The sequence below is a fragment of the Affinirhizobium capsici genome (assembly GCF_977018625.1).
In genome coordinates, this window is the sequence record NZ_CDRNXD010000006.1 from 109,561 (window position 1) to 136,013 (window position 26,453).

General features: G+C 55.3%; 18 protein-coding genes. 7 read left to right on the forward strand and 11 right to left on the reverse strand.

Going from position 1 to position 26,453, the window contains the following annotated elements; all coding sequences use genetic code 11:
* Position 1: 1 nt before the first annotated feature.
* The 3 genes from AC0JZ1_RS17995 to AC0JZ1_RS18005 form a co-directional block, all read right to left on the reverse strand.
* Entirely contained in the window at positions 2 to 1,903 is a 1,902-nt protein-coding gene (locus tag AC0JZ1_RS17995; RefSeq protein ID WP_471883815.1) for a polysaccharide biosynthesis protein, read from the reverse strand.
* Positions 1,904 to 1,964: 61 nt separating this feature from the next.
* Entirely contained in the window at positions 1,965 to 2,906 is a 942-nt protein-coding gene (locus tag AC0JZ1_RS18000; protein WP_471883816.1) for a UDP-glucose 4-epimerase family protein, read from the reverse strand.
* On the reverse strand, positions 2,903 to 3,976 hold the full coding sequence (locus AC0JZ1_RS18005) for an MraY family glycosyltransferase (RefSeq protein WP_471883817.1): 1,074 nt from the start codon (positions 3,974 to 3,976) through the stop codon (positions 2,903 to 2,905). Before AC0JZ1_RS18005 ends, AC0JZ1_RS18000 begins: the two co-directional genes overlap by 4 nt.
* A gap of 404 nt (positions 3,977 to 4,380) precedes the next feature.
* Here AC0JZ1_RS18005 and AC0JZ1_RS18010 point away from each other — a divergent pair, with 404 nt between their 5' ends.
* Positions 4,381 to 5,415, forward strand: coding sequence for an aspartate-semialdehyde dehydrogenase (locus tag AC0JZ1_RS18010; protein WP_471883818.1), 1,035 nt, complete (start codon positions 4,381 to 4,383; stop codon positions 5,413 to 5,415).
* Between the two features lie 177 nt (positions 5,416 to 5,592).
* Positions 5,593 to 6,408, forward strand: a complete 816-nt coding sequence (locus AC0JZ1_RS18015) for a lytic murein transglycosylase (protein ID WP_471883819.1) — start codon at positions 5,593 to 5,595, stop codon at positions 6,406 to 6,408.
* A 77-nt stretch (positions 6,409 to 6,485) separates the two neighbouring features.
* On the opposite strand, the gene AC0JZ1_RS18020 is transcribed toward AC0JZ1_RS18015, so the two are convergent.
* Both AC0JZ1_RS18020 and pdxY read right to left on the reverse strand, forming a co-directional pair.
* On the reverse strand, positions 6,486 to 7,163 hold the full coding sequence (locus AC0JZ1_RS18020) for a carbonic anhydrase (RefSeq protein ID WP_471883820.1): 678 nt from the start codon (positions 7,161 to 7,163) through the stop codon (positions 6,486 to 6,488).
* A 121-nt stretch (positions 7,164 to 7,284) separates the two neighbouring features.
* Complete coding sequence (gene pdxY / locus AC0JZ1_RS18025) at positions 7,285 to 8,157, reverse strand: pyridoxal kinase PdxY (protein WP_471883821.1); 873 nt, start codon at positions 8,155 to 8,157, stop codon at positions 7,285 to 7,287.
* A gap of 173 nt (positions 8,158 to 8,330) precedes the next feature.
* Here pdxY and AC0JZ1_RS18030 point away from each other — a divergent pair, with 173 nt between their 5' ends.
* Complete coding sequence (locus AC0JZ1_RS18030; protein ID WP_471883822.1) at positions 8,331 to 13,085, forward strand: NAD-glutamate dehydrogenase; 4,755 nt, start codon at positions 8,331 to 8,333, stop codon at positions 13,083 to 13,085.
* A 137-nt stretch (positions 13,086 to 13,222) separates the two neighbouring features.
* Positions 13,223 to 14,587, forward strand: coding sequence for an MFS transporter (locus tag AC0JZ1_RS18035; RefSeq protein ID WP_471883863.1), 1,365 nt, complete (start codon positions 13,223 to 13,225; stop codon positions 14,585 to 14,587).
* 61 nt (positions 14,588 to 14,648) lie between these two features.
* On the opposite strand, the gene purH is transcribed toward AC0JZ1_RS18035, so the two are convergent.
* From purH to htpX, 4 genes are all read right to left on the reverse strand, one after another.
* On the reverse strand, positions 14,649 to 16,265 hold the full coding sequence (purH, locus tag AC0JZ1_RS18040; protein WP_471883823.1) for a bifunctional phosphoribosylaminoimidazolecarboxamide formyltransferase/IMP cyclohydrolase: 1,617 nt from the start codon (positions 16,263 to 16,265) through the stop codon (positions 14,649 to 14,651).
* Between the two features lie 96 nt (positions 16,266 to 16,361).
* Positions 16,362 to 18,050: a heparinase II/III family protein gene (locus tag AC0JZ1_RS18045; RefSeq protein WP_471883824.1), complete on the reverse strand. Its 1,689-nt coding sequence runs from the start codon at positions 18,048 to 18,050 to the stop codon at positions 16,362 to 16,364.
* Between the two features lie 109 nt (positions 18,051 to 18,159).
* Positions 18,160 to 19,560 (reverse strand): RsmB/NOP family class I SAM-dependent RNA methyltransferase, encoded by a 1,401-nt coding sequence (locus AC0JZ1_RS18050; protein ID WP_471883825.1) that lies wholly within the window; start codon positions 19,558 to 19,560, stop codon positions 18,160 to 18,162.
* Entirely contained in the window at positions 19,551 to 20,513 is a 963-nt protein-coding gene (htpX, locus tag AC0JZ1_RS18055; RefSeq protein WP_471883826.1) for a zinc metalloprotease HtpX, read from the reverse strand. Before htpX ends, AC0JZ1_RS18050 begins: the two co-directional genes overlap by 10 nt.
* A gap of 131 nt (positions 20,514 to 20,644) precedes the next feature.
* Here htpX and AC0JZ1_RS18060 point away from each other — a divergent pair, with 131 nt between their 5' ends.
* Complete coding sequence (locus AC0JZ1_RS18060; RefSeq protein WP_471883864.1) at positions 20,645 to 20,863, forward strand: DUF1674 domain-containing protein; 219 nt, start codon at positions 20,645 to 20,647, stop codon at positions 20,861 to 20,863.
* Between the two features lie 2 nt (positions 20,864 to 20,865).
* Here AC0JZ1_RS18060 and AC0JZ1_RS18065 read toward each other — a convergent pair whose 3' ends face one another.
* The gene (locus AC0JZ1_RS18065) at positions 20,866 to 21,237 is read right to left on the reverse strand and encodes a hypothetical protein (RefSeq protein ID WP_471883827.1); all 372 of its coding nucleotides are present in this window, start codon (positions 21,235 to 21,237) and stop codon (positions 20,866 to 20,868) included.
* 54 nt (positions 21,238 to 21,291) lie between these two features.
* The gene (locus AC0JZ1_RS18070; RefSeq protein ID WP_471883828.1) at positions 21,292 to 21,513 is read right to left on the reverse strand and encodes a hypothetical protein; all 222 of its coding nucleotides are present in this window, start codon (positions 21,511 to 21,513) and stop codon (positions 21,292 to 21,294) included.
* Positions 21,514 to 21,816: 303 nt separating this feature from the next.
* Here AC0JZ1_RS18070 and AC0JZ1_RS18075 point away from each other — a divergent pair, with 303 nt between their 5' ends.
* Together AC0JZ1_RS18075 and AC0JZ1_RS18080 are read left to right on the forward strand one after the other, a co-directional pair.
* A complete protein-coding gene (locus tag AC0JZ1_RS18075) occupies positions 21,817 to 23,967 on the forward strand; it encodes a putative bifunctional diguanylate cyclase/phosphodiesterase (RefSeq protein ID WP_471883829.1) in 2,151 nt (716 codons plus the stop codon).
* On the forward strand, positions 23,964 to 26,450 hold the full coding sequence (locus AC0JZ1_RS18080; protein WP_471883830.1) for an ATP-binding protein: 2,487 nt from the start codon (positions 23,964 to 23,966) through the stop codon (positions 26,448 to 26,450). Before AC0JZ1_RS18075 ends, AC0JZ1_RS18080 begins: the two co-directional genes overlap by 4 nt.
* The last annotated feature ends 3 nt before the right edge of the window (positions 26,451 to 26,453 follow it).

A 26,453-nucleotide genomic window follows, 5' to 3' on the forward strand; every position in this document is an offset into this window, starting at 1 on the left:
CTTATTTCGATGTCAGGAGCGCCATCTGCTCTTCATCCACGCCGATAAAGGAAAAGAGGATGTCTCGCGCTTGCTGTTCGTCTCTTGCTCGTATTGCAATGAACAATTTTTGGAGAACCTCATCCATGGAGAGGTGCGCAATGGCAGTGGCGTCAGCACGCATGATTTTCGGATGCTGTGTCTGCATGGCATTGGCCATGTCATAGAACAGCTCCTCGAACAATTTCTCACCCGGTCTACTGCCCGTTACCTTGATTTCAATGCCACCCGTGGGATTCCTCTCATCCCGAACCGTAAAGCCAGCCAGACGGATCATGTTTTCCGCCAAATCGCCAATACGCACGGGTTCGCCCATATCCAGCAGGAAGATATCACCGCCTTGCGAAAGTGCGCTGGCTTGCACGATGAGCTCCGCCGCTTCCGGAATAGACATAAAGTAGCGGCGCATATCGGGGTTCGTGACGGTAACAGGTCCGCCATTGGCGATCTGTCGTTTGAAGAGAGGTACGACTGAACCGTTGGAACCCAAAACATTGCCAAATCGCACCGCACAGAATTTCTGAGGGCTACCCTCGTCTCTGGCTTTCAACGCCATCTGGCGCACGATCAATTCGGCCCAGCGCTTTGTCGCGCCCATCACATTCGTTGGACGAACTGCCTTGTCTGATGAGATCAGAACGAAATCTCGGACCTTCTCTTCGAAGGCAATGCGGGTTACAGTAGCTGTGCCGAAAACGTTGTTTTCGATGCCTTCGATCGAATTCATTTCGAGCAGCGGAACGTGCTTATGGGCGGCTGCATGATAAACGACTTCCACGCCGTGCTTGCGAATGGTGTCGCGAATGCGGCCCTCGTTCAGGATGGAACCAAGAACGGGAATGACGGGGGCGTGTGATTGAGCCTGAAGTTCCTGATCGATGCTGTAAAGCGCAAATTCGTTTGCTTCAAAGAGTATCAGCGCTTTCGGCTTGCACTGCACGATCATTCGACAGAGTTCAGAGCCAATCGAACCGCCAGCACCCGTTACCATGATCACGCGGTCCTGCAGGATCGCATCCACCAATTGCGAATCCGGCGGCACAAATGAGCGTCCAAGCAATTCGTCGATTTCGATTTCGCGGATTTGATTTGCGAGATAGCGACCGTCAACCAGATCGGCCATATCGGGAACGGTGCGGATCTTGACGCCCAATCCGCTGATATTCTGGATCGCGTTCTTCCTATGATCGGCAGAAAGTGAAGAGAGGGAAAGAATGATTTCTTCAATCCCGTATTGCTCGATCAGTCGCGGAAGATTTGCAGGGTTGTAGACGCGGTATCCGCCGACATCTCTGCCATGATGAAGTGGATTATCATCCAGAAGGCCAACCACATAGCGATTTCCGTTCCCACGCAATGCGGTTGCTATCTGTACGGAAGAGGCATTGGCACCGTAGATGAACACGGGCTGCTCATCCCGCCGCATGCCCGTGCCCTGGCTGAGAATGATTTTGACGGCGAAGCGAAAACCGCCAACCAGCGTGGTACCAATCGCAAAGTAAAAGAAGGGAACCGAGCGCGGAACGACGCCTCTCCCCGACATCTCCATCGTGAAGACCAGCAGGACCCATACGACCGTTGCTATGGCCATCGCACGTAGGATCGTCCAGATGGCAGTATCGGGAAGATAGCGCAGAACGGCACGGTAGAGACCAAGGCGAATGAAAATCGGCACGGCAATAACAGGTGCCATGAAGGCGAGAAACATTCGCTCATGCGTAACGACGGGGAGCCACACGCTGTAGCGAAGCGCATAGGCGGCCCAGATGGCCACGATCAAGGCCCCCGTATCGAAACCGATCAATATGATCCGTTTCCAAAGCCTTGGCATGTGGTCAATGACATTACGCAAAAACAGGATCATTGGTATTCCCGCATAAAACGGATCGAACGGATGCGCCGCCTATTGTTTCTAACAGGCCTTTTCATATCAATCGCCTGCTATCTGATTGTTGTGCGACGGTTGCCCTTATTCCCGCCTCGACGGAGAAAGGTGGGTCCCAGGACAATAGATCTCTCGTCTTTGCTATATCCAGCTGGAGACTGTTGAGCAACCGATCCGTGTACTTCTTCTTCCCAAGGCATTGAGCAGTTGATCGTAAAATCCATTCAGGAACGGGAATATTGACGCCAGCCCGTCCTTGCGCGCGTGCAAGAAGCGAGAAAAGTTCCTGCGTGGAAAGGTCATTTCCATCGCTTGCCAAAAAAATCTGGTTGGCTGCGGAAGGATGTTTGCAAGCTCGAATGATGAGATCGATCAGATTGCCAACGAAGACAAGGGAGCGGCGATTTCTGCACATCCCGAAGGGAGACGGGATACCACTGCCTGCCCATCGCTGGAGAAGGTGAAAGTTTGCGCCGACCCCCTTTCCATAGATCAGTGGCGGGCGAATGATGGCAATCTCCATGCCGGTTTCTTTGCCCAACTCCAAGAGTGCCTTTTCCGCCTCCGCTTTCGATATGCCGTACGGGTCTTGTGGTGCGGGTGCGTCGTTTGCAGAAAAGTGTTGTCCCGGAAGCGTATGTTCGCCATTAACTTTGATCGAGCTGACAAAGACAAAGCGTGTGGCACCCGCATGGGCGGCTTGTCGCGCCAGGTTAATGGTTGCCTCAACATTCATCGCACGAAAGCTGGCGAGCGGATCGGCTTGCGTCTCGTTCATCACATGAACGCGCGCTGCCAGATGCACAACAATGCGAATTCCTGTAAGGGCTCCTGACCAATCCGTATTTGGATCAATTGTGCCAACGGCAAAATGACCCTGGGAACTGCTTCGTGCAGCGGGCCTGAATGCTATTTGGCGGTTATCTAGATCCCTACAGAGATGGCGGCCTACGAAGCCGGATGAGCCCGTTACCAATATCACGATATGTTCTCCCGGCTCAGGCGAACCAAGCGTGCGCGGTAGTTGGAGATTGAGCTCGTTGTCGCATCAGCCAAGCCAGCTCCAGCCCAGATAATGACGCCGACAGCCAGGATGTAGGCAATTATAACGATGCCTATGCCTAACAGACCTTGCGGCAGGTATAGCGTGAGCGGCAGAACAATCAGGAGATTGATAAGCCAGGCGCAGGTGGAAACAGGCCTTGCGCCGCCGAAGCGGCGCGATAGGCGCTGATAAGCATGCGACCGATGCGCTTGCGATAACCTATCTTTGGCCAGGAAACGGATGATGAGCGTGATTGTCGCGTCGGAGGCGAAAAGCAAGGCCAGCAAAAGCCATTGCTGCACGCTCATCCAACCCATAGCGAGGCTCAGGAATGCCAGGGCAACAATAATGAAGCCAAGAAATGTGCTTCCGGCATCGCCCATGAAGATCTTGGCGGGAGGCCAATTGAAGATCAGAAATCCAAATGTTGAGGCTGCAACCACAGCCATCATCCACAACGTCCAGGATGCCGCAGCTTCTGGTGAGGCGTGGAGACTGATGATCATTGCTGAACTCAGCATCATGATTGCCTGCTGCCCCGCAATTCCATCAATTCCGTCCATAAAGTTGAAGAGGTTTATCCACCAAACGCCACCCACAATCAGCACCAAACCGGCAAGAATATGGAGGAAGGGACCAGCATCTCCCGCCAGCGCAGCTGTCGCGTTCGTAACGATGAGTGTCAAAGCAACAACTGCGGCCTGAACCGGTAGCCTGAGACTGGCAGGCAGCGGGTGGCGATCATCGATCAACCCGACAAAGGCAATCAGAAAACCAAGAGCTGGAATGAGCCAAGAGACAGAAGGTTCAGAGGGCAGGAAACAGGCGATGACCGTTGCAGCAATCACGATGCCGATCCCTCCGCCCGTCGGTGTCGGTTTGACATGAGATGAGCGGGCAATGGGAGCCTGGACAAGCTTCAGCTTTTCGGCAAACCGGATGATCAGGTAGACAATAAAGCCGCTTATCATAGCTGCTGCGGGCAATAGAAACCATTTTTCCTGCACGCTACATCGTCTCCAATCGACCTTTGTTTTATAGGTCTCTTCATGAAACCCAGCTGTCCGTCGCTAAAAGGCTTGTTAGAAGCTGATGGCCGCCCTGTCCAGACACAGAGGATGCGTTCGGCCTTGACTTCATGGCGAAATCTTCTAATGAGTTCTCCCGAAAGGAAGCAAGAATGTTTTGCGCCGACATCCATATCGCCGCTTACGTCAATCTGGCATCATCTGCCGGAGAGCTTCTCTACGCATCCTCAAAAACCATGGCCAAAACGACGACGAAAACCGTCTGACGTCTCTGGCCCACCGCTCTCTCCCCGGTATGGCCGGGGACAAGGAACAGCATGCCGCTTGCCGGTGTGGTTCCCCCTCCCAGACCCCGAGGAGAGAAGAGAAAGAGAGCAGTACTTATGGGTTTCAAGATTGCAGTTGCCGGCGCGACCGGCAATGTTGGCCGGGAAATGTTGAACATCCTGGCAGAGCGCGGTTTTCCGGCATCGGAAGTGGTGGCGCTGGCCTCTGCTCGGAGCCAGGGAACGGAAGTCTCCTTCGGTGACAAGACGCTGAAGGTTTCTAATCTGGAGCATTACGATTTCTCGGACACCGACATCTGCCTGATGTCTGCTGGCGGCACGATTTCGCAGAAGTGGTCTCCCAAGATCGGTGCTCAGGGTTGCGTGGTTATCGATAATTCTTCGGCTTGGCGATATGACTCCGAGGTTCCTCTCATCGTTCCCGAAGTGAATCCCGATGCGATTTCGGGTTTTTCGAAAAAGAACATTATTGCAAACCCGAATTGCTCGACAGCACAGCTAGTTGTTGCCCTGAAGCCTTTGCATGATTTTGCCAAGATCAAGCGCGTGGTCATATCGACCTACCAGTCCGTTTCCGGTGCCGGTAAGGAAGGGATGGACGAGCTTTTTACGCAGACACGGGCGGTCTTTGTTGCCGATCCGGTTGAGTCCAAGAAGTTCACCAAGCGCATTGCCTTCAACGTCATCCCGCACATCGATGTGTTCATGGAAGATGGATACACAAAGGAAGAGTGGAAGGTGCTGGCAGAAACCAAGAAGATGCTGGACCCGAAGATCAAGGTAACCTGCACGGCCGTGCGCGTCCCGGTCTTCATCGGCCATTCCGAATCCGTCAACATCGAGTTCGAAAACGAGATCACTGCGGACCAGGCACGCGATATTCTGCGTGATGCACCAGGCTGCCTCGTCATCGATAAGCGTGAAGACGGCGGTTATGTCACTCCTATCGAATGCGCTGGCGAAGATGCGACCTATATTTCTCGTATCCGCGAAGATGCAACGGTCGAAAATGGTCTTAACCTTTGGGTCGTGTCCGATAACCTGCGCAAGGGTGCAGCCCTCAATGCAGTGCAGATTGCTGAGCTTCTGGCCAATCGCGGCCTGATCAAGCCACGCGGCAAGGTTGCCTAATACACTTTGGTAACTATGTTCCGCTAAGCCTCGCTTTCTGGAGCGAGGCTTTTCTTTTGCATATCACGACTTTTTCATGAACGAATGAGTTGCCGCGAAAGGCCCTGCCCGACATAACCCAACAGGATCGGAATTTGCGCGCGCCTCTCGCCGCACCTCGAACAACAAACGGGATTGATGATGTTGAAGACAATAGTGGGCGGTGCAGCCGCCATAACGATGCTGTTCAGTGTCAGTGCGGCGCATGCAGCGGCCTGTGGGAATGATGCGTCGGGTTTCTCCGCCTGGGTTGAAGATTTCAAGCGTCAGGCACCGGCCAACGGCATCTCGCCTTCCGTTTTGCAGACGGCTTTTGCCAATGTTCAGTATAACCGCCCGACTATTCGTGCTGACCGCGGCCAGAAAAGCTTCAAGCTTTCCTTCGATGAATTCATGAAGAAGCGCGGTGGCGCGGCAATCATTTCGCGCGGCAAAAGCATGAAGGCGGCTAATGCCTCGCTGTTTGCAAACATTGAACGGCGCTACGGAGTGCCGGCTGGACCGCTTCTGGCAATCTGGGGCATGGAAACCGGCTTCGGCAACTATATGGGTGACCAGCACACGCTTTCGGCAGTGACGACTCTTGCCTATGACTGCCGCCGCTCGCAATACTTTACAGAGCAACTCTATGCAGCATTGAAGCTTGTGGCACGTGGCGATCTTTCACCGTCCGCAAAGGGTGCGGCTCACGGTGAAATCGGCCAAACCCAATTTCTGCCTCTGAACGTTCTGCGTTACGGTGCAGATGGCGATGGCGATGGCCATATCGATATGGTCCGCTCGCGTGCCGATGCCTTGGCATCAACCGCAAACTTCCTCGTTGGTCATGGTTGGCAACGTGGCCAGGGTTATCAGCAGGGCCAGCCCAATTTCCAGGCTATCGAGGGTTGGAACGCAGCGACGGTCTACCAGCAGGCTATCGCCTATATCGGCAAGCAGATCGACGGCCAATAGGTTTATTCTTGTATGAAATCGAAGGCCAGAAATCCGGCTTGGATTTCTGGCCTTTTCTATGATTTTCGTGAACCGGGTCAGGATGCTTCCTGTTCCAACGCATTTTCTTGCGGAGTAACCTTTGGGCGAACGAAATCGCCAGTTGCGGTATCCATCACCCAAAGCTCCCCGGTCGAAATATCAAACCAGGCACCATGAAGGCGCATGCTTCCCTTTTCTTCCAAGATACGAATGCAGGGGAAGGTGCGTAGGTTGGCAATGGAATTGCGAATGGAAACACGCTCCAGCGCCGTCTGCCGCTCCGCTTGCGTCATGATATCGGTGCTGGGGATTTGACTGGCCGTGGAGCGCAGCATCCCCATCCATTTTCCAATAAAGTCGCCGGGAGAAAGGGGTTCATCCATAGGATCAAGCGCTGCTTGAATGCCGCCACAGCGGCCATGGCCCATAACGACGATGTCGCGAATTTTCAGTACCTGAACAGCATATTCCAGTGCGGCCGATGTGGCGTGGAACTGGCCATCCGGCTCGTAAGGAGGAACGAGGTTCGCAACATTGCGGACAACGAAAAGTTCGCCTGGTCCGCAATTGAAGATCGATTCCGGCGCGGATCGGGAGTCGCAACAGGCGATCATAAGTGTATGAGGTTTCTGGCCAGTCTCGGCAAGCGTTTGATAGCGCTCGCGCTCCTCAACATAGCGACCACTCATGAAATCAGCGTAGCCCTTGAGCAGGGAAGCGGGGAATTCAGTCATGTTCTGCTTGTCCTTTGGGCTGAACTCGATGTCACCGCTTAAACTGCCAGGTGAACTTGCTCAACAATTTTATGATTTGTGGAGTGCGAATCACCTTCAACATTCTTTATGCGCACATCGTTCAGCCTCTGCTGGCGCGCGAAGGGTGCAAAAGGTGGCGGACTTGCACCATTGCCATGGGTGTTGCGAGGCTGGAAGCATCGGTTTCAAGCATTAGCTCATCGCTTTCACGCTTGACTGTGCGTGCAAGAATTTCGAATACGGCTGCCGTTGTCGTTTGGAGTGCCTTTTCCTCCGACATGCCAGACAGCAGACGTGCCAGAAAAATGGCTGACAACAAGTCACCCAAGCCATTGGGTGCGCGGTCAATGGATCTGTGTTCTGCCAGAAATGCGTGCTGACTGCTGAGTAGAAGATTACCAATGCTATTCGACATCATGGCAATGGCGGATGTCACCAGCATCAGCTTTGGCCCAAGCGCAAGTGCCGCATCCATGATGGCTGCGTTGGTTTCAAGCGGCGCACCGGATAACCATTCCAATTCATAGCGGTTTGGCGTTGCAATTGTAGCAAGTGGCAGCAAATGATCACGTATCCCTGAGGCCGTCGCCTCAGGGATATAAAGCCCGGCCTTATCGCCCATAACTGGATCGCAGAGATATACGAGATCGGGATTGTGCCGTCGCAAAGCCTGTATAAGCCGGGAAACGGCTTCGGTTTGGTCTGGATGGCCGAAATAACCCGTCATCACGGCTTTCACCTCGCCAAGCCAAGGTGCGCGGATCAAATCGTCGATCATCTGGTTGAAGACGTCTTGGGGTATAGCCATGCGGGTGGAAGGTCCGTGGCCAGGGTGCCAGGGCATGATGACGGTGGGCAGAGACCAAACTGGGTAGCCGAGCGTTTCCAAGGCAAAAACGGCTGCTCTATTGCCAACTGAGCCCCGAATCACGTGACTTGAGATCGAAATCACACTTTTTTGGCTCTCATTCATCGAATTTGACTCCGTTTTTGAGAGTTGAATCGATTTTAAGGGTCTTCATGTCAACAATCCTTATTGAAATCTGGCAAAACATGTCAGATGGCTGCCAAAGGCCCTGTTTCGGGCCGAATTGTTGAAGATTTTTCTTGTTTACGCATTCAAAAACAACTCCATGGGAGGAAATCATGGCCGCAAGGCAAAATCCGAAGCGGGAAAAGCAGATCGAGTTGGCGCAAGCTGCGCTCTCTGGCCAAGGTGGTGGCCTTCTCGATCCGGCAATCCTATTCGGGCGGGCGAGCAATGATGACATTGCAGCCTACACCCCTGAGATGCTTGCGGCCTCGGCAATGTATGCCGGGCAGGAACTGAGAGAATGGACGGGAGAATCAGCACGGATCACTATTCGTGCGCTGCAGGAGGTGAACCCTACGGGTCAACCGGCATCGATTCTGACAATTATTGATCGCGACATGCCGTTCCTGTTCGATTCCGTCATGGGGGAAGTGACCAGCACTCACCGCGACATTTCACTTGCGGTTCACCCCATTCTGGATTTCGAGCCAGGCTCCAAGCCAACACTTTATTCGCATGAGCGAAGCCAGGCCAATGCTCGCCACGTGAGCTTTATCCAAATTCATCTCGCACCGCTGACGGATGAGCAAGCAAACAGCCTGATTGAACGTCTGCGTCAGGTCCTGGATCGTGTGCATTCCGCCATTAGCGACTGGCGTCCGATGCTCGATCTTCTCGACGCCGCCATGAAAGAGCTGCCAGAAGGCTCCGAGCGAGGCCGCAAGACGCAGCATGATGAAGCATTGAGCTTCCTCTCCTGGCTGCGGGATGGCAATTTCATCTTCCTCGGTATGCGGGAATATATCTACTCCGGTGAAGGTGAAAGCGCGACAGTCGAGCGCGGCAAGGGCCGTGGTCTTGGCATTTTGTCTGATCCGGATGTGCTTGTGCTGCGCCAAGGTCCGGACGCGGTGACAACAACGCCGGAAATCCTGCAATTCCTGCAGGGGCCGGAATATCTTATCGTCACCAAGGCCAATGTGAAATCGGTCGTCCACCGCCGTGCCTATATGGATTATGTCGGCGTCAAACGCTTCGATGCGAATGGTAAGGTCACGGGTGAACTTCGTATCGTCGGTCTGTTCACTGCAACGGCCTATACGCATTCGGTGGTAGACATTCCGTTGCTCCGCGCCAAGGTGGCCCGTGTCGAAGAGCATTTCGGTTTTGACCCGCTCAGCCATTCCGGCCGCATGCTGAAAAACACGCTGGAATCCTATCCGCGTGACGATCTATTCCAGATCGATGCCGATCTGCTGGCGCGCTACTGCGAACAGATCATGGAATTGGCAGAGCGTCCGCGCGTGCGGGCGCTTGCTCGTATCGACCATTTCGACCGCTTCGTGTCTATCCTGGTCTATGTTCCACGTGAAAACTACGACTCGCTTGTGCGCGAAAAGATCGGCCATTACCTGGCTGAAATCTTCGAAGGTCATGTGTCGGCCTATTATCCGGCCTTCCCGGAAGGCGGCACAGCGCGTGTTCACTTTATTATCGGGCGACGGAACGGCAAGACGCCTCGCATCTCCCAGGCAAAGCTTGAGGAGATGATCCGCGATGTCTCGACCCCTTGGGACGAGCAGTTCACGGCCCTTGCAGGTCCACATGCGCCGCTCCTGGAAACCTCCAATGCTTTCCAGGAAGCCTTCACGCCAGAAGAGACCGTCAAGGATCTGCCGCATCTTGTGGCTTGCGGAGAGGGCGAATCTATTCGCATCGCGCTTTACCACCGCAAGCTGGCAGGCGAAGACCGCAAGGTTCTTTCGCTGAAGATTTTCCATGCGAACGATCATCTGGCTCTATCACGCCGTGTGCCCCTGTTGGAAAATCTTGGTTTCCAGGTGGTCAGTGAGCGTACCTTCGACCTCATGTTGAAGGATGGCGGCAAGCGCGTTGTCGTTCACGATATGGAGCTTGAGCTGCCGGATGGTCGTGGCGTGGATATGACCCGCGAAGCGCCGCTTCTGGAAGAGGCATTCCTGGCTGCCTTCTCTGGTGCCGTGGACAATGACAGCTTCAACAGGCTGGTACTGCTGACCGGCCTTTCGGTACGGGAAACCAATGTGCTGCGCGCCTATGCGCGTTATCTGCGTCAGACGGGAATCGTTTATTCGCAAGCCCATATTGCCGATACGTTGGCACGCTACCCGCAAATCAGCCGGCGCCTGTTCGAACTGTTCCGTGATAGTTTCGATCCGTCGATTGCGGATAAGGCGCGTGAGAAGAAACTGGCAGAGCATCATGCTGCCATCGAAGAAGCGCTCTCTGCTGTTCCCAACCTGGATGATGACCGCACGCTTCGCCGCTATGTTAACGTCATTGATGGAACGTTGCGTACCAACTATTTCCAAAAGGGAGCGGACGGTCAGCCAAAGCCGATCCTGGCATTCAAGCTGGACCCGAGCCGTCTGGAAGGACTGCCGCAGCCCCTGCCGTTCCGCGAAATCTTCGTCTATGGTACGGAAGTCGAAGGTGTTCATCTTCGTTTCGGCAAGGTCGCACGCGGCGGCCTACGCTGGTCGGATCGCGGCGAGGATTACCGCACAGAAGTGCTGGGTCTTGTGAAGGCGCAGCAGGTGAAGAATGCCGTGATTGTGCCGGTCGGCGCAAAGGGCGGCTACTTCCCGAAGAAGCTTCCATCGCCCGCACAGCGCGACGCCTTCTTCAATGCGGGTCGGGAAGCCTACAAGACCTTCATCCGCACCATGCTTTCCATTACGGACAACATCCAGGGCGGTGACGTGATTGGCCCAGCAAATACGCTGCGTCTGGATGGAGACGACCCTTATTTCGTCGTTGCTGCCGACAAGGGCACGGCGACCTTCTCAGATACGGCGAACGGGCTGGCGCAAGAGGCTGGCTTCTGGCTAGATGATGCCTTTGCCTCTGGTGGTTCCGCTGGTTACGACCACAAGAAAATGGGCATCACGGCGCGTGGCGCATGGGAAGCCGTGAAGCGTCACTTCCGTGAGATGAATACGGATATCCAGACGACGCCATTCACCGTGGCCGGTGTTGGCGACATGTCCGGCGACGTTTTCGGCAACGGAATGCTGCTATCGCGCAAGATCCGGCTGCTTGCAGCCTTTGATCATCGCGACATCTTCATTGATCCGAACCCGGATATTGAAAAGACATTTGCAGAACGCGAGCGTATGTTCGCCCTGCCACGTTCCAGTTGGCAGGATTTCGATAAGTCAATTCTTTCGGAAGGCGGGATGATCATCTCCCGTTCGGAGAAATCGGTAAAACTGACGCCACAGGCGAAAGCAGCCATCGATCTGGACAGGGATGTCGCGACGCCGTTCGAAATCATGACAGCGATCCTGAAGAGCCCGGTCGACCTGCTCTGGTTCGGCGGTATCGGTACTTACATCAAGGCTCCATCCGAAACGGATGCGGAAGTTGGTGATCGTGCAAATGATCCCATCCGTATTGCTGCCGGTGAAGTGCGTGCCAAGGTGATTGGCGAAGGTGCAAACCTTGGCGTCACCCAGAAGGGCCGTATCGCCTATGCGTTGAATGGTGGACGTTGCAACTCGGATGCCATCGACAACTCGGCGGGCGTGAATTCCTCCGACGTTGAAGTGAACATCAAGATTGCACTGAGCCCGGCCATGCAAGACGGTCGCCTGCCGCGTGAAAAGCGCGACAAGCTTCTTGCTTCGATGACGGAAGATGTCGGCCATCTCGTTCTGCGCAACAACTACCTGCAATCCTTGGCGATCTCGCTGACGACGCGCCGTGGCTTGCGCAATCGCGAGGAACTCTCCCGCCTGATGTCGGCGCTGGAAGCGCGTGGTGAGTTGAACCGCAAGGTGGAAACACTGCCGGATGATGCGGAACTTGCGGATCGCTACGCATCCGGCAAGCCGCTGACACGTCCGGAAGTAGGTGTGCTTCTGTCCTACTCCAAGATCGTGTTGTTCGATGCGCTGGTGGCAAGCCAGTTGCCGGATGACCCCTATTTTGGTTCAGTCCTGACGGGCTATTTCCCGAAGGGTATGCAGAAGACCTTTGCGGAAGATATTGCAAACCACCGTCTGAGCCGAGAAATCGTCGCAACCATCCTTGCAAACGAAGTCATCAATCGTGGTGGTCCTGGCTTCGCACAGATGATGAGCGATATCAGCGGTCGCGGTCTGGTTGATGCGGTCAAGGCAGCATTCATTGCACGCGATGCATTTGATCTTCCGAAGCTTTGGGCGGCTGTCGATGCCCTTGATGGCCAGCTTGATGGCGAAGTACAAAACGACCTCTATGAGCGCATTGCGGAAATCTTTGCCGGTGCCACCATCTTTATTCTCCAGACGGGTGTTACCAGCCTATCGGTGGAAGAGGCGGTGCAGAACATTCGTGGCGGCTTGAAGAGCTTGCGATCCGCCATTGCAAAGACGGCTATCGATGTGACTGAATGGCCGGAAGGTGTGCCTGCCGATCTGGCGAGTGAGTTGGACTTGTTGCCAAACCTCGTTCTGGTGCCAGAAATCATGTTGATTTCCGAGCGTAGCGGTGCGCCTCTGGCTCGTGCAACGGAAGTCTATTTTACAGTGACCGATGCATTCCGGGTGAATCGTTTCCTCGATGCCGGAGATCGTTTCGGTCCAGCCGATCACTACGAAAATCTGGCCCTTGTTCGCAGTCTCCAGCAGATTGCAGCAGCGCGTCGGAATATCGTATCGGCAGCGCTGGCCTCCTACGGCACGGAAAAGAAGCCTCTGGATGCATGGCTTGCTAGTGATCGGCTGCGTCTCAACCGCATCAGCAGTGAGTTGTTGGCTCTCAGTGAAGGTGGAGAAACCACGCTGGCCAAGATGATGGTGGCAGCAAGCCTGTTTACCGATCTTGCCCAGACAGAAGTTCGGTGATCCTATAACAGTTCGAGGAGCGCGGGCTTTCCAAGGTCGCGCTTCGATGGGCTGGTGGGTTTGTGCTTCAAACGGAAAACCGGCTCCGGTCGTCGCAAAGGGTGGAGCCGCACTTGTCGATACAGAATGAAGAGGGGATGACGCGTGCATCTTCTCGCGGAATTTGGGGCTGGATGCTGTTCGATTGGGCAGCCCAGCCTTTTTTTACTGTGGTCACCACCTTTGTTTTTGGTCCCTATTTCGTCGCAAGGCTGACGACTGACCCCACCTCTGCTCAGGCGATGTGGAGCAACATGGCGACAATTTCCTCCATTCTAGTGGCGATATTGTCACCCATTCTTGGATCGATTGCCGATCAATCAGGGGCCCGGAAGCCTTGGATTGCATTCTTTGCCTGCATCAAGATTCTGTCACTCTCCATGCTTTGGTTCGCCGCTCCCGGTTCACCTTTGATCTGGGCAGTGACCTTCATGGTGTTTGCGTCGATTGCGGCCGAATTTTCCATCGTATTCAATGATTCCATGATGTCACGGCTTGTGCCGGAAAAGGATGTGGGCCGCATCTCCAATGCTGCCTGGGGGCTTGGTTACCTCGGCGGAATGATTGTGTTGATCTTCGTGGTGGGCTTTCTGGCAGGCGATCCGAAGACGGGAAAAACATTGCTTGGCCTTCCTCCGCTTTTCGGCCTTGATCCGGCGGCGGGCGAGGATGCGCGGATCACCGGTCCACTGGCGGCAGTTTGGTATTTCGTGTTTATCCTGCCCATGTTCATCTTCACACCCGATAGCCCCAAAAGGAAACCCATCGCACAGGCTGTCACGGCAGGGCTGGTGGAGCTTCGAGCAACGCTAGCGGAGTTGTTCAGCCATCGCCGCTTGGTGCTGCGATTTCTGATTGCCCGAATGCTATATCAGGATGGCGTTACGGGACTTCTGATCCTAGGCGGTGCCTATGCTGCCGGGCTTTTCGGCTGGGCGACGCTGGAAATTGGTCTGTTCGGCATTCTGATCAATATCGTGGCCATCTTCGGCTGCTTACTGGCAAGCCGGATTGATCGGTTCATGGGATCGAAGGTAGTCGTAATCCTCAGTCTGGTGCTTTTGATCCTTGCCGCCATTGGCATCATTTCCGTTACCAAGGATTCAATTCTGTTCGGCTTGATTTCATTGCCAGCGACGGATGCAGCCGGTCTCTTCGCTACTTCGGCAGAGAAAGCCTATCTGTTTTTTGGCGTTCTCATCGGTGCCGCCTTCGGTCCCGTGCAGGCTTCGTCACGCTCCTATCTCGCTAGAAGCGTGGATTTGGAGGAGGCTGGTCGCTACTTCGGTATTTATGCGTTGTCGGGCCGCGCCACCAGCTTCATGGCAACACTTTCCTTTTCCGTCGTGACCTACGCAACTGGGTCTTCGAGGCTTGGGATGGCAAGCCTGTTGGTCTTCTTCGTGTCCGGGCTTTTTCTCTTGATCAACACGCCTTATCCGGCACGAGAGCTGGCGCGCTAATGAAAACAGCCCTTCTCACTCCTGTGGGAGAAGGGCTGCAAGGTCGCTCAGACAATTCTCATCAGTGACGGAAGTGGCGCATGCCTGTGAAGACCATGGCCACGCCATGCTCATCCGCCGCAGCAATGACTTCCTCGTCGCGCATTGAGCCACCGGGCTGGATAACCGCGGTCGCGCCTGCCGCAATCATGGAAAGCAGTCCATCAGCGAAGGGCAGGAAGGCCTCCGAGGCAACGGCGGAGCCGCGCGTCATTGGCTCTGCCCAGCCCATGGCCTTTGCAGCTTCTTCCGCCTTCAAGCCTGCGATACGGGCAGAATCGACGCGGCTCATCTGGCCTGCGCCGATGCCTGCGGTTTGTCCATTCTTGGCATAAACGACCGCATTGGACTTCACATGCTTGCCGACCTTGAAGGCGAACTTCATGTCGATCAATTCCTGCTCCGTCGGCGCACGCTTGGTCACAACGCGAAGGTCGAGATCTTCCACCATTCCGTTATCGCGGGTCTGAACAAGCAAGCCGCCGGAAACGGTCTTGGCCGTCAGGCCACGGGAGCGAGGGTCTGGCAGGCCGCCAGCAGCCAGAAGGCGCAGGTTCGGTTTCTTGGCGATAATAGCCTTTGCCTCATCCGTCACATCCGGTGCGATAATGACTTCCGTAAACAGCTTGACGATTTCTTCAGCTGTCGCAGCATCCAGCACCTGGTTCAGCGCAATGATGCCTCCAAAGGCTGAGGTAGAATCGCAGGCGAGAGCACGCTTGTAGGCTTCCACCAGAGAAGCGCCAATTGCGACGCCACAGGGGTTGGCGTGCTTGATGATGGCGCAGGCGGGACCGCTGTCCGCCGGGAACTCGGATACCAGCTCATAGGCTGCATCCGTGTCATTGATGTTGTTGTAGGAAAGCTGCTTGCCTTGAATGAGGCTCGCCGTCGCAACGCCAGGACGCTTTTCACCGGTCAGGTAGAAGCCCGCGGACTGGTGCGGATTTTCACCGTAACGCATTTCCTGCGAAAGAAGGCCTCCGAGTGTGCGGTAGCGCGGCATTTCGATGTCCAGCGCCTCCGTGAACCAGTTCGAAATCATGGTGTCATAGGCAGCGGTACGGGCATATGCCTTGGCAGCCATTTTCTGGCGGAAGCTGTAGGCCGTCTGTCCTTCTTCAGAACCCAGGGCCTGGATGAGCTGCGGATAATCCTGAGGGTCGACGACGACGGTCACATAGGCATGGTTCTTGGCAGCAGCGCGGATCATGGCCGGGCCACCGATATCGATGTTTTCGACGGTGGTTGGATAGTCGCCGCCTGCGGCGCGGACTTCTTCGAACGGGTAGAGATTAATGACAGCCAGATCGATTGCTCCGATCTGGTGTGCCTCCATCGCCTTGACATGCTCGGCATCGTCGCGAATGGCCAGAAGTCCTCCGTGGACTCCCGGATGCAGCGTCTTCACGCGCCCATCCATGATTTCGGGAAAGCCCGTGACATCCGAAACGTCGGTTACGTCCAACCTGGCTGCTGCCAATGCCTTGTAGGTGCCGCCGGTGGAAAGCAGACGCACACCGTGACTTGCTAATGCCTGGGCAAGCTCGACAACGCCGGTTTTGTCCGACACCGAAAGCAGCGCCGTACGGATCTTCACTTTGTCAGGGGCGGGGATCATCTTGGAAACAACGGCCATCGGTCACTCCGTTCGGGGGATGCGCTCATCCAGCGGGCGCATTTTTCATGCGCGCCGCCTAGCACAGCTTGGGCCGCGATGGAATGTTCTTTGAGGTCAGCCTTGTTTCTTTAGCATCCAGCGAAGATCTGTGGTGGCTGGAAGCATGAATTCGACCACCAACTGCTGGCTGGGGCAGCTGCCGGAGACATCGGCAAAAAAGATGTCTTCCTCTACGTGGACTGGCTGCGCAGGCGCACAGAAATACCAGACCTCTCCATCTGGCGCTTCCAGGGAAACGGTATCCTCGTGGATCTGGGTGAGGATGATCGATGGATGCACGTGGAAGCGCGCCGTGGCCAGCACCTCTTTGGCCTTGGTGAGGTCGACATCTTCTCCAGGGATGAAGAAATGATCGTGACCTTTGATCTTGTTGCCTTTGGCGGAAAGGCCAATCTCGCGTTGATGGACATAGCCAAAAGGCGCGACATAGCCATCATGATGCGCTTTCAGCCAGTCGTTGCCGTAAGCATCCTCCCAACGCTCTGCATGTAGATCCTCAATGCCATCCAGCATGAGAGGGCCAAGCAGATTGGATTGTAAGATGCGGGCGGAGGAGGTTTCACCCAGCGTGACCGTTGAATGGGCTGCCGTGGACCTCGCCATCGATCGATAGCTGCGGCTGGCAAACTTCGGCAAGCCTGCATTGACGATGAATCGGCTCCGTCCTGCGGACATTTCAAAAGAGAGGCACCCGGCGTGGGCGGTTTGCGAAAGGCCGGGGCTCTGTGGCTTTCCGGTATCGACCAATATCGTCGTCTCCCCTGCTGTCAGGCGGTGATACTGGCTGTGTGGCAGGGCCTTGAAGGGTTTACCACCTGTTTCATCATATCGAAGGGCAGCCATAAGCTCTGCCGCAGGCGTGGCAGTGGCACCGTTGAAAAGGGCCAGGTCGCCGTCCTGATGCCGGAAGAAGCGCAGAGCGGGATAGATGCGGTCTATCGTCGGTATCAGCTTTGACGGAACGTCTTGACCGAGATTGATATAAGTTTGCCGCAGGGGCAGGAGATCCAGCAAGGCTTCCAGTGCCGCTTTTGGATTTCTCGAAGCATGGCCGCCATCTGTGAGAATTTGCCGCTCTAACGCACGGTCTAGCCTTTGACCTTCCTTGGCCACCTGCCGCGTAGAAGAGGGAATGGCAAGCGATGCCATGGCAAGGGCGATATGGACCTTGAGCCGCGCCTCGTCCTCGCTGACGCATTTCAGAACCTTGCGAAGGAACTGGCGGTGGAAGGCAAGGCTTTTCATAAAGCGGCGATAAAAGCCCGCTTCTGCCCCTGTTAGAACGACGGGAGAGTGTGAGAGCCAGGCTATCATCCGCTCCGCTGCCACTTGCGGCTCCCAGGCAATGCCGGTGGTCTTGCGTCCATGGATAGCCAGCCAGGAGCTGACGATGCTACGTGCGTGATTGCGAGCCTGCGCCGTCTTAATCGCACGCATATGCCGAAGCCAGGCGAACGAGTGAAGACGCCCAGCGAAAGCCTTGGAAGGAAGTACCTCCGTAAACGGAGATTCGTTGCCCACTTCCAGAAGTCGTCCCGCCAAAGGGAAACGGCCGGCCATGATTTCTTCTGCGATGAAAGGATCGACGGCACGCAGGTCCGTGGGCGCGACAATCAGCCGTTCGGGCGCTCTGTGATTGGCGTGCAGAGCCAGCATGGCAAAGCTGGTCAGCCGCTTGCAAAGGCGACGACGTGCCTCTGTAAGGCCCAGAGATACTCGTATTCGGCGCTCGGCCAGTTGCATGATGAATACCGGAATGTCTTGAAGCCGCGCTCGCGCCAGCGAATGCTGACTATGCGAGCAAACGGCTCACCATAACGGTCAACTCTGGTCTTTTATGGTAAAGAATCCCTTACTTTTTGCGCAGGATGCACGCAAAGAAGCCATCCATGCCGCCTGCATAACCATCTGTGGCCGGTAACATGGCGGGCGTAGTGCGGAACTCGCCTTCGGGATTGATGGCAGATTCCAGCCCCGGCCAATTGGCAGGGTCGATGGCTACTCTCTCGACGTCTTTTTTTTCCTTCAGCAGCTCGTCAATAAGCTTTTCACCTTCCAGAGGATCAAGTGAACAGTTGGAAAAGACAACCACGCCCCCGGATTTCACCAGAGTCAGTGCATGGCGCACCATGCGCGCTTGCAGACCAGCGAGTTTCTCAATGTCGGAAACCCCCTTGGTGAAGAGGACATCCGGATGGCGTCTCGTTGTTCCGGTGGAAGAGCATGGAGCATCAAGGAGAATGCCATCAAGAGGGGTGCTTGGTTCGAAGGTGAAGAGATCGGTCTCTACAACTTCGGCGGAAAGCTGAAGCCGCTCCAGATTTTCACGCAGTCTTTTTGCACGGTTCGCGGATTGCTCAACGGCGATGACCTCAGCTCCCATGGCCGCCAACTGGGCGGTCTTACCGCCCGGTGCCGCGCACAGATCGGCAATTCGTTTGCCTTTCAGGTCGCCGAACAGCTTTGCAGGAATGCTGGCTGCCGCATCCTGAACCCACCATTCCCCTTCGGAAAAGCCGTCCAGGGAGGGAATGGTGCCGTCGAAAGTGGATAGCCGCAGGCTTCCTGTCGGAAGAAGGCGCGCATTGAGGCGCTTCGCCCACTCTTCGGGGTTGGATTTGACTGTAAGATCGATAGGGGCCGGTTCAAGCTGGGCCTCCGCCATACGCAGCGCATTGTCTTTCCCATAGGCGGCTGCAAGCCGCTTGAGGAACCATTGCGGCACCGGCGAAACGTCCGCGCTCTGTTCAAGAATAGTGTCTCGCTCGCGCACCATGCGGCGCAAAAGTGCGTTGACGAGTTTGGCGAAACGGCGATTGCGCGGATCACGATTGGCCTGTTCAACGGCCAGATCCACAGCGGCATGTGAGGGGATGTCCAAATAGAGGATCTGAGCAGCTGCCGTGGTCAAAACATGCTGAAGGGCCCGCGCCCCTTCCGGAAGCGGCGTATCGAGCATGGAAGACAGGGCAGCGTCAATCCGTGGAAGATGGCGAAGTGTGGCATTGAGGATAGCGCGGCAAAGGGCTCGGTCTGCATCGCTGAGGGCGCGGTAGGCAGGGTTACCGTGACCGGCATCCAGCATTCCATCCAGTGGTGTTCGCTTGTCCACCACCGCTGCGAGGATCTTGGACGCAGCCATGCGAACATCAAGACCGGGCTTTGCCTCCATGGCGGAAGCACCCCTTTCCACCGGTGGCTTGCGAGCAGGCTTTTTGTTCTTCTTCTTACTGTCGTTGAGCGTCAAGACCAAGGACCTTTGCGAGGTTCATCAATACCCCGCGATGGACCTGTCGAGGGAACGGTGCGGGCAGTTCGCGTGGCTCTAGCAGCTGAAGAAGGCGCGGTCGAGTAAGCGGTGCCGAATTCGGCTGCCAGGGAATGGAGAGCTGCGATGCGGTTCTCCGTGTTGGGGTGCGTCGAGAACAGATTGTCCATGCGCTCACCAGAGAGCGGATTGATGATGAACATATGTGCTGTTGCCGGGTTGCGCTCCGCATCCTGATTATGGATGACGTGCGCGGCACCGGCAATCTTGCCAAGTGCTGAGGCAAGCCAAAGCGGATTGCCGCAGATTTCCGCTCCCCGCCTGTCCGCAGAATATTCGCGCGTTCGGCTAATGGCCATCTGCACCAGCATGGCTGCAAAGGGCGCTACAATCATCGCGACAAGTACGCCAATGAAGCCGAGGGGATTATTATTGTCTCGATTGCCGCCGAAGAAGAACGCAAAATTTCCGAGCATGGAAATGGCACCGGCCAGCGTTGCGGTGATTGTCATGGTCAACGTATCGCGGTTCTGGATATGTGCGAGCTCATGGGCCATGACACCTGCCACTTCGTTCGGCGTCAACTGCTGCAGAAGGCCGGTCGAGGCTGCAACAGCGGCATTCTCCGGGTTACGGCCTGTCGCAAATGCATTGGGCTGCGGGCTGTCATACACGTAAACCTTCGGCATAGGCAGCCCCGCATTGGCCGAGAGGTCGCGGATCATATAGTAGAATTCCGGCGCGTTGTGCTCGTCCACCGGCTGGGCGCGATAGGCAGACAGCACCATCTTGTCTGAGTTCCAATAGGAAAACAGGTTCATGCCCGCTGCGATAAGGAATGCAATCATCATGCCGCCGCGGCCACCGATGAGGAAGCCGACGCCCATGAAAAGGGCCGTCATGAAAGCAAGCAGCATGGCTGTCCGCATCGTGTTCATTGCAATCGCCTCCGGAAATCTGCGCCAAGTTCTTTCAACCTGACGTCTGTTCGCCTAAATGATGTGGTGAATGAACCATCCATTTCAACAGTTTTCGGAAAAGGGCTATGCATATGCAGGATGACAAGATCGTGCAGACCCCGGACAACGATAACATAAATCCTGACAGGTCTGAGCAATCGGAGGTGAAGGTGCTGTCTCCAGCAGCGCAAAGAGCGCTTCAAGAGGCTGAAGAGCGGCGCCGCGCCCAGCAGACACAGGACATGCCGCCAGAGCATGGCGGACGCGGAGGCGCAGATCCTGCCCGCTTTGGGGATTGGGAAATCAATGGTCGCGCCATTGATTTCTAGTATCAGGAGAGACCAGCCTCGTTCTCGCTAAGCCATCTATTGAGAGCGGCAATGATGGACAGTCGAAGGCTGCATCGTTTGACCAGTGCTCTTGTGAGAGTATGGCCTTCGCCTGGGAAGCCTAGTTCTGACGCAACTTCGGTAGGGCCGATGCCGCGCGAAATCATGATGGTTTCAATGCGCTTGACGGTTTCAGGCAGAAGATAGCGACCGTTCGCAATCAAATCAACGACGGAACTATCGGTAGGCTTCTTTCCTCTGTCTACGAATGTTTCGTCAATCAGTGTGAGGAAACGGCCTTGCTCATCAGGCGTTGCTCTTGCCCAATGCTTGAGCAATTTGGAGAGTGTATCTCTCTTGTTTTTTTTTGACATATGGCGCTCCGCTTCAATATCGCGTCTACCACAGCCATGTTCTGCAAACGAGTATCACTCGATCTGGGCATCTTGTCCGGAAAGCGGTTCCAGCATCTGCTTGAGAGCCGCCTTCTCTTTCACGCCAAACAAATACCAATTGACGAGTGAGCGAGCGATCTCCGCCGCTTCCGCTCCATCAATGGGGATTGAGCGTTCGTGACACACCTCCTCCAGAACCTGACGGAGAATGGAAAGGTCTTCTGAATCGAGTGTGTCAAAAGAGGAAAATACCATTGTCTCGATCCCGCTGCGCCTGATGACACCTTAAGAGCAGCATCATTACGGGTCAAAGTCGCAACTGCTCGCTAGAGTGGAACGTGGGGCTCTGTTGTTTCGCGGCAACTAATGTGCCATAAGCGCCTGCAACTTGAGCGCGGCCGTCCTGTTTTGATTCGCTTGATAAGCTCGTTAGCAAAATCTTAATGTCCCCCCGGTTAAATCTTTAACGGATTGCCGGGTTTTTTGATGAACCGGAAACTGCACGTGGCTGCCTCGTCGGCGTGCCGATGAACGCGCCGAGATGATATCGGATTCAGAATGCCACTGATCGCCATTCTTGATGACCAGGAAACCAACCGACGCATCTTCGAGAGGCTAGCCTCCTCTATCGAAGACGGCATGATCATCCGCTTGTTCGGTGATCCTTCCCTGGCTTTGCAAGAGTTTGAAGCCGGTCTGACACCTGATCTTATCGTCACAGATTATAAAATGCCGGTGATGGATGGCGAAGGCTTTATTCGTTCGCTTCGTTCGCTCTCGGGTTTTGCGGAAATTCCAGTCATTGTCATCACCGTCTATGAGGAACGCAGCTTCCGCATGCGTGCGCTTGAAGCAGGCGCGACCGATTTTCTGCAAAGCCCTGTCGATCACCAGGAGTTCGTGACACGCGCGCGCAATCTCCTGAAGCTTCGCAAGCAACAGCTTTTGCTGGAATCGCGTGCGGAAGTGCTGGCGCAGGAACTTGCATCGAGCGAGGAAAGCAGAGAAGCAGCGCTCCGCGATTCCAGCGAGCGGCTGGCGCAGGTTATCGATACGGTGCCAGCCATGGTCAGCGCCAGCGATCTGGAAGGCCGTATTCTCTTTGCCAATCAGCTTGTTGGCGTCTTCTTTGGCTGCGAGCCATCGGACCTCGTCGGCAAAAGCAGTGATGTTCTGGTTGATGCCGATCTGGTTGCGCCCAACCGGTTACTGGATCGCAAAGTTGCCCGCAGCGGCCAGGTTCTCAGCAGTTTTGAGCGGGAACTGACCAATGCCGCGGGTGAAACCCGCGTTTTCTTGACCACCAAAAGTCCATTGAAGGATTCCTCGGACGTGATCGTTGGCGTCGTGACCAGCGCGCTCGATATTACCGATCGCAAGCGCGCTGAAGAGCATTTGCTTCACGCACTGCAACATGATCCTGTCACCAACCTGCCGAACCGAAATTACATGCAGGATCGCCTGCGCCGCGAAGTTGCGCGGGCGCGTCGCGGAGACCGGGCGTTTGCCTTGCACTCAATCGACATCGATGAGTTCAAGAGTATCAATGAATTGTTCGGGCATGATGCCGGCGACGCTTTCCTGAAGGAGGTCGCGCAGCGCCTGCAGACGCTTGCTGGCGCAGAAGATATGGTCGCGCGCGTTGGTGCGGATGACTTCACATTCTTGCAGGTGCTGCCCAACTCCGATGCCTCTGCAAAAGATATGGCAGAGCGTATTGTTGCTGCCATTGGTGCGCCTTTCCATTTTGCAGGCAAGGATGCAGCCTGTGGCGCAAGCATTGGTGTCACGCTCTATCCGATGGATGGGACCGATAGCGACCGTCTCGTTCAAAATGCCGAACTCGCGCTGAAGCAGGCCAAAGCTGGCGGCGGCAACCAAATCCGTCTGTTCGAAACCAATATGGCTGAGCGAACGAGAAATCATGCCGCTCTCGATAGCCAGCTTCGATTGGCTGTAGAGCGCAACGAATTCGTTTTGTTTTACCAGCCGCAAGTCGCAGCCAGCACCGGCCAGATCATCGGGGCGGAAGCTCTATTGCGTTGGCGAAGCCCCGATCGTGGCTTTGTTTCACCGGGAGAATTTTTGCCCCGCGCTGAAGAAAACGGCATGATCGTTCCCATCAATGAATGGGTTCTGATGGAAGCCTGCCGAGAGGCAAAGGCATGGCACAGGCTGGGCCTTAGCCATCTCAAGATGAGCGTGAACCTTTCGCCGGTCCAGTTCCAACGTGTCAATGTGGCCGCTTTGGTGGTGAAAGCCTTGAGTGCGACGGAGCTCGACCCGCGCTGTCTCGATCTCGAGATCACTGAAAATATTGTACTGGAAGATAGCGACGCTGTTATCGCCGCCTTGCAGCAGATTGTCGATCTTGGTGTTTCTATCTCCGTCGATGATTTTGGCACCGGCTACTCGTCGCTGAACTACATCAAGAAATTTCCGCTCGACAGAATCAAGATCGACCAGTGCTTCGTGCGCAATATGGTCGAAAATCCCAGTGACCACACCATTGTTCGCACGGTTGCCAATCTCGGACATAGCCTCGGCCTAACAGTCGTTGCTGAAGGCGTCGAGACAGAGGCTCAAGCCGACCTGCTAAAAGCGGACGGTTGCGATGTGATGCAGGGTTATCTGTATGGCAAGCCCATGCCATCGCAAGAATTCACGTCATTGGTAAGCGCCAGCCCGCGCATTGGATTAACCGCATGACAAGCCCCCGACCTTACGATTTCGCGCGATTGCTTCGTCAGCCGATTTCGCAATCCGTCTACGACATGCGGGCGCTATTGAAGCAGCGGCCTGACACCGAACACGAGTTGACGGCCAATCGGTTGATTCTGTCATCCACCTTTCTGATCTATCTTGTTGTGGCGCATCTGTTTGGCTCGGAATCGGCCACGAGTGCTCTGGAAATCTCTGCCCTTCCCGCGCTTGCCTTCGAAGCCATGGCGGGTGGTCTTTTCTTGCATCTTTTAATGTTTCCGGGTGTTTCCCATGCCCGACGCCTAATTGGCATATTTGCTGATCTTGGACTTTTTTCCTTTGGTCTGCACATCAGTGGCGAGGCTGGCGGCGCATTTATTCTCGTCTATTTCTGGGCGGTGCTAGGCAACGGTTTCCGGTTCGGGGTGACGTATCTGGTCATTGCAGCGGTCACCGCGCTATTCTGCTTTGGTGTCGTCTATCTTACTACGCCCTACTGGCAGACGCAGCTGAGCTTCTCCGTCGGACTGGCGCTCGCGCTCATTGTCATTCCTGCCTATACCTCAAAGTTGATCCGCAAGCTTTCAGAAGCCAAGCAGGAAGCGGAAGAGGCGAGCCGAGCCAAAAGCTTATTCCTGGCAAGTATGAGCCATGAACTGCGCACACCGCTGAACGCGATCATCGGTCTGACCGATCTCTTGGGCGAGGCACGCCTGAAGTCTGAGCATCACGAAATGGTGCGCGTCATTGGCCGTTCCGGCCGCTCGCTCTTGTCTCTGATCGAAACGGTTCTCGACTTTTCCCGGATTGAAGCCGGGCAAATGACCATTAGAACCGATAAGGTCGAAGTCGCAGGGCTGATGCGCGACGTGCGTGCCATTATCAACGTTGCCGCACGCAAAAAAGGGTTACGCATAACCCTGCATCTGAAAGAAGGCACGCCTGATGTCGTGATGGCTGATCGCCGTCATCTGGAAGAGATCATGCTCAATCTCGCCAGCAATGCCGTCAAGTTCACCGAGAAGGGGCATGTGCGGCTTGAGGTGGGTTTCCGCTCTATTGGAGACAGGCATGGCGATCTGACGGTTGAAGTTGCTGATACGGGGATCGGTATTGATCCGGCGGCGCATTCCAAGATTTTCGAACGCTTTACCCAGGCCGATGGCAGCATCATGGACAGGTTTGGCGGAACTGGATTGGGCCTTGCCATTGTTCGCCAACTTGTGCGTGCCATGGGTGGTGACATCTCCGTCAGCAGTAATTTGGGCCAGGGTAGCGTTTTCGCCTTCCATCTGCCGGTTGAAGTGGCAGAGACAAATAAGGAAGCGTCACATAACCTGAAGAGTGTGATTCTTTTCTCCCAACGCCATCAAGATAATCCGGCACTGTCGACGGTATATGCGACAAGTAGCATCGATGGCGCGAAGACACGGGTCGCTGCGCTTCAGGCCGAAGGCATTGCCCGCCCGGTTATTCTGATCGATTCTGCCTTGACAGAGCCCTTGGCTCGCGAGGCTGAAGAGGCTTTGGCTGTTTGCGGTGATGCGGACGAGCCTGCTCTTGTGCTGATTAATGCGGAGAAAACTCTGACGTCAGAAGAGAAAGAATATTTTCTCTCCTCCCTTCGAAATGTTGATACACGGGCGCTTGAACAACTTGCCGTTTTCAGCGGAACATCTTCCATCGTCGTCGATTCAAGCGATAAGCCGGGCCGTAGCTTCCGCATTTTGATTGCGGACGACAACAAGACCAACCAGATGGTCGTGGCAAAAACACTGGAAAGCGGTGGCCACAGCTTTGAAATTGTCGAGAATGGGGAAGACGCGGTTGATCGCATGCTGCAAGGCAGCTTCGATCTGGTGCTCATGGATGTGAATATGCCGGTTATGAACGGCATTGATGCCACGAAGTTTTACCTCTTCGCTTCGCTTGGCGGCCCGCAAATACCGGTTGTTGGCTTCACGGCTGACGCGACAGGTGAGGCGCGGGAGCGTTGCCTGGAGGCAGGCATGGTGGAATGCCTGACCAAGCCGATTGAGCCAAAGCGCCTGCTGGAAGAAATCGACCGGTTGCTGGAAGGTAAGGAAACCGTAGCGGAGGTTAAGGTCGCTTCGGGTCACCTGGCAGACGACACGGACGAGCAGCCGGTCATTGATGAATCCACGACCGAGGCGCTTGCCAAACTTGGCGGAGAAGATTTTGTCGATGCGCTTTTAGGTCAATTCATCAATGATTCCGCCAGTGCGATGAAGGCACTTGCCCATGCGGTCGCTGATGAGGATGTGGGTGAGTTCCGAAATTCCGCCCATGCTCTGCGGAGCGCTGCTGCCAATGTGGGGGCCATGCGCATCTACCAAATGTGCCTCGACTGGCGCGAGATTGCCGACCGTGATCTTAGCCAGAATGGCGAGTTCCGCCTCCATGAGCTGAATACGGAACTGGAGAGGTTCCGCGACGAGCTGAATGCTCGTCGCAAGCTGGCTTCCTGAAGA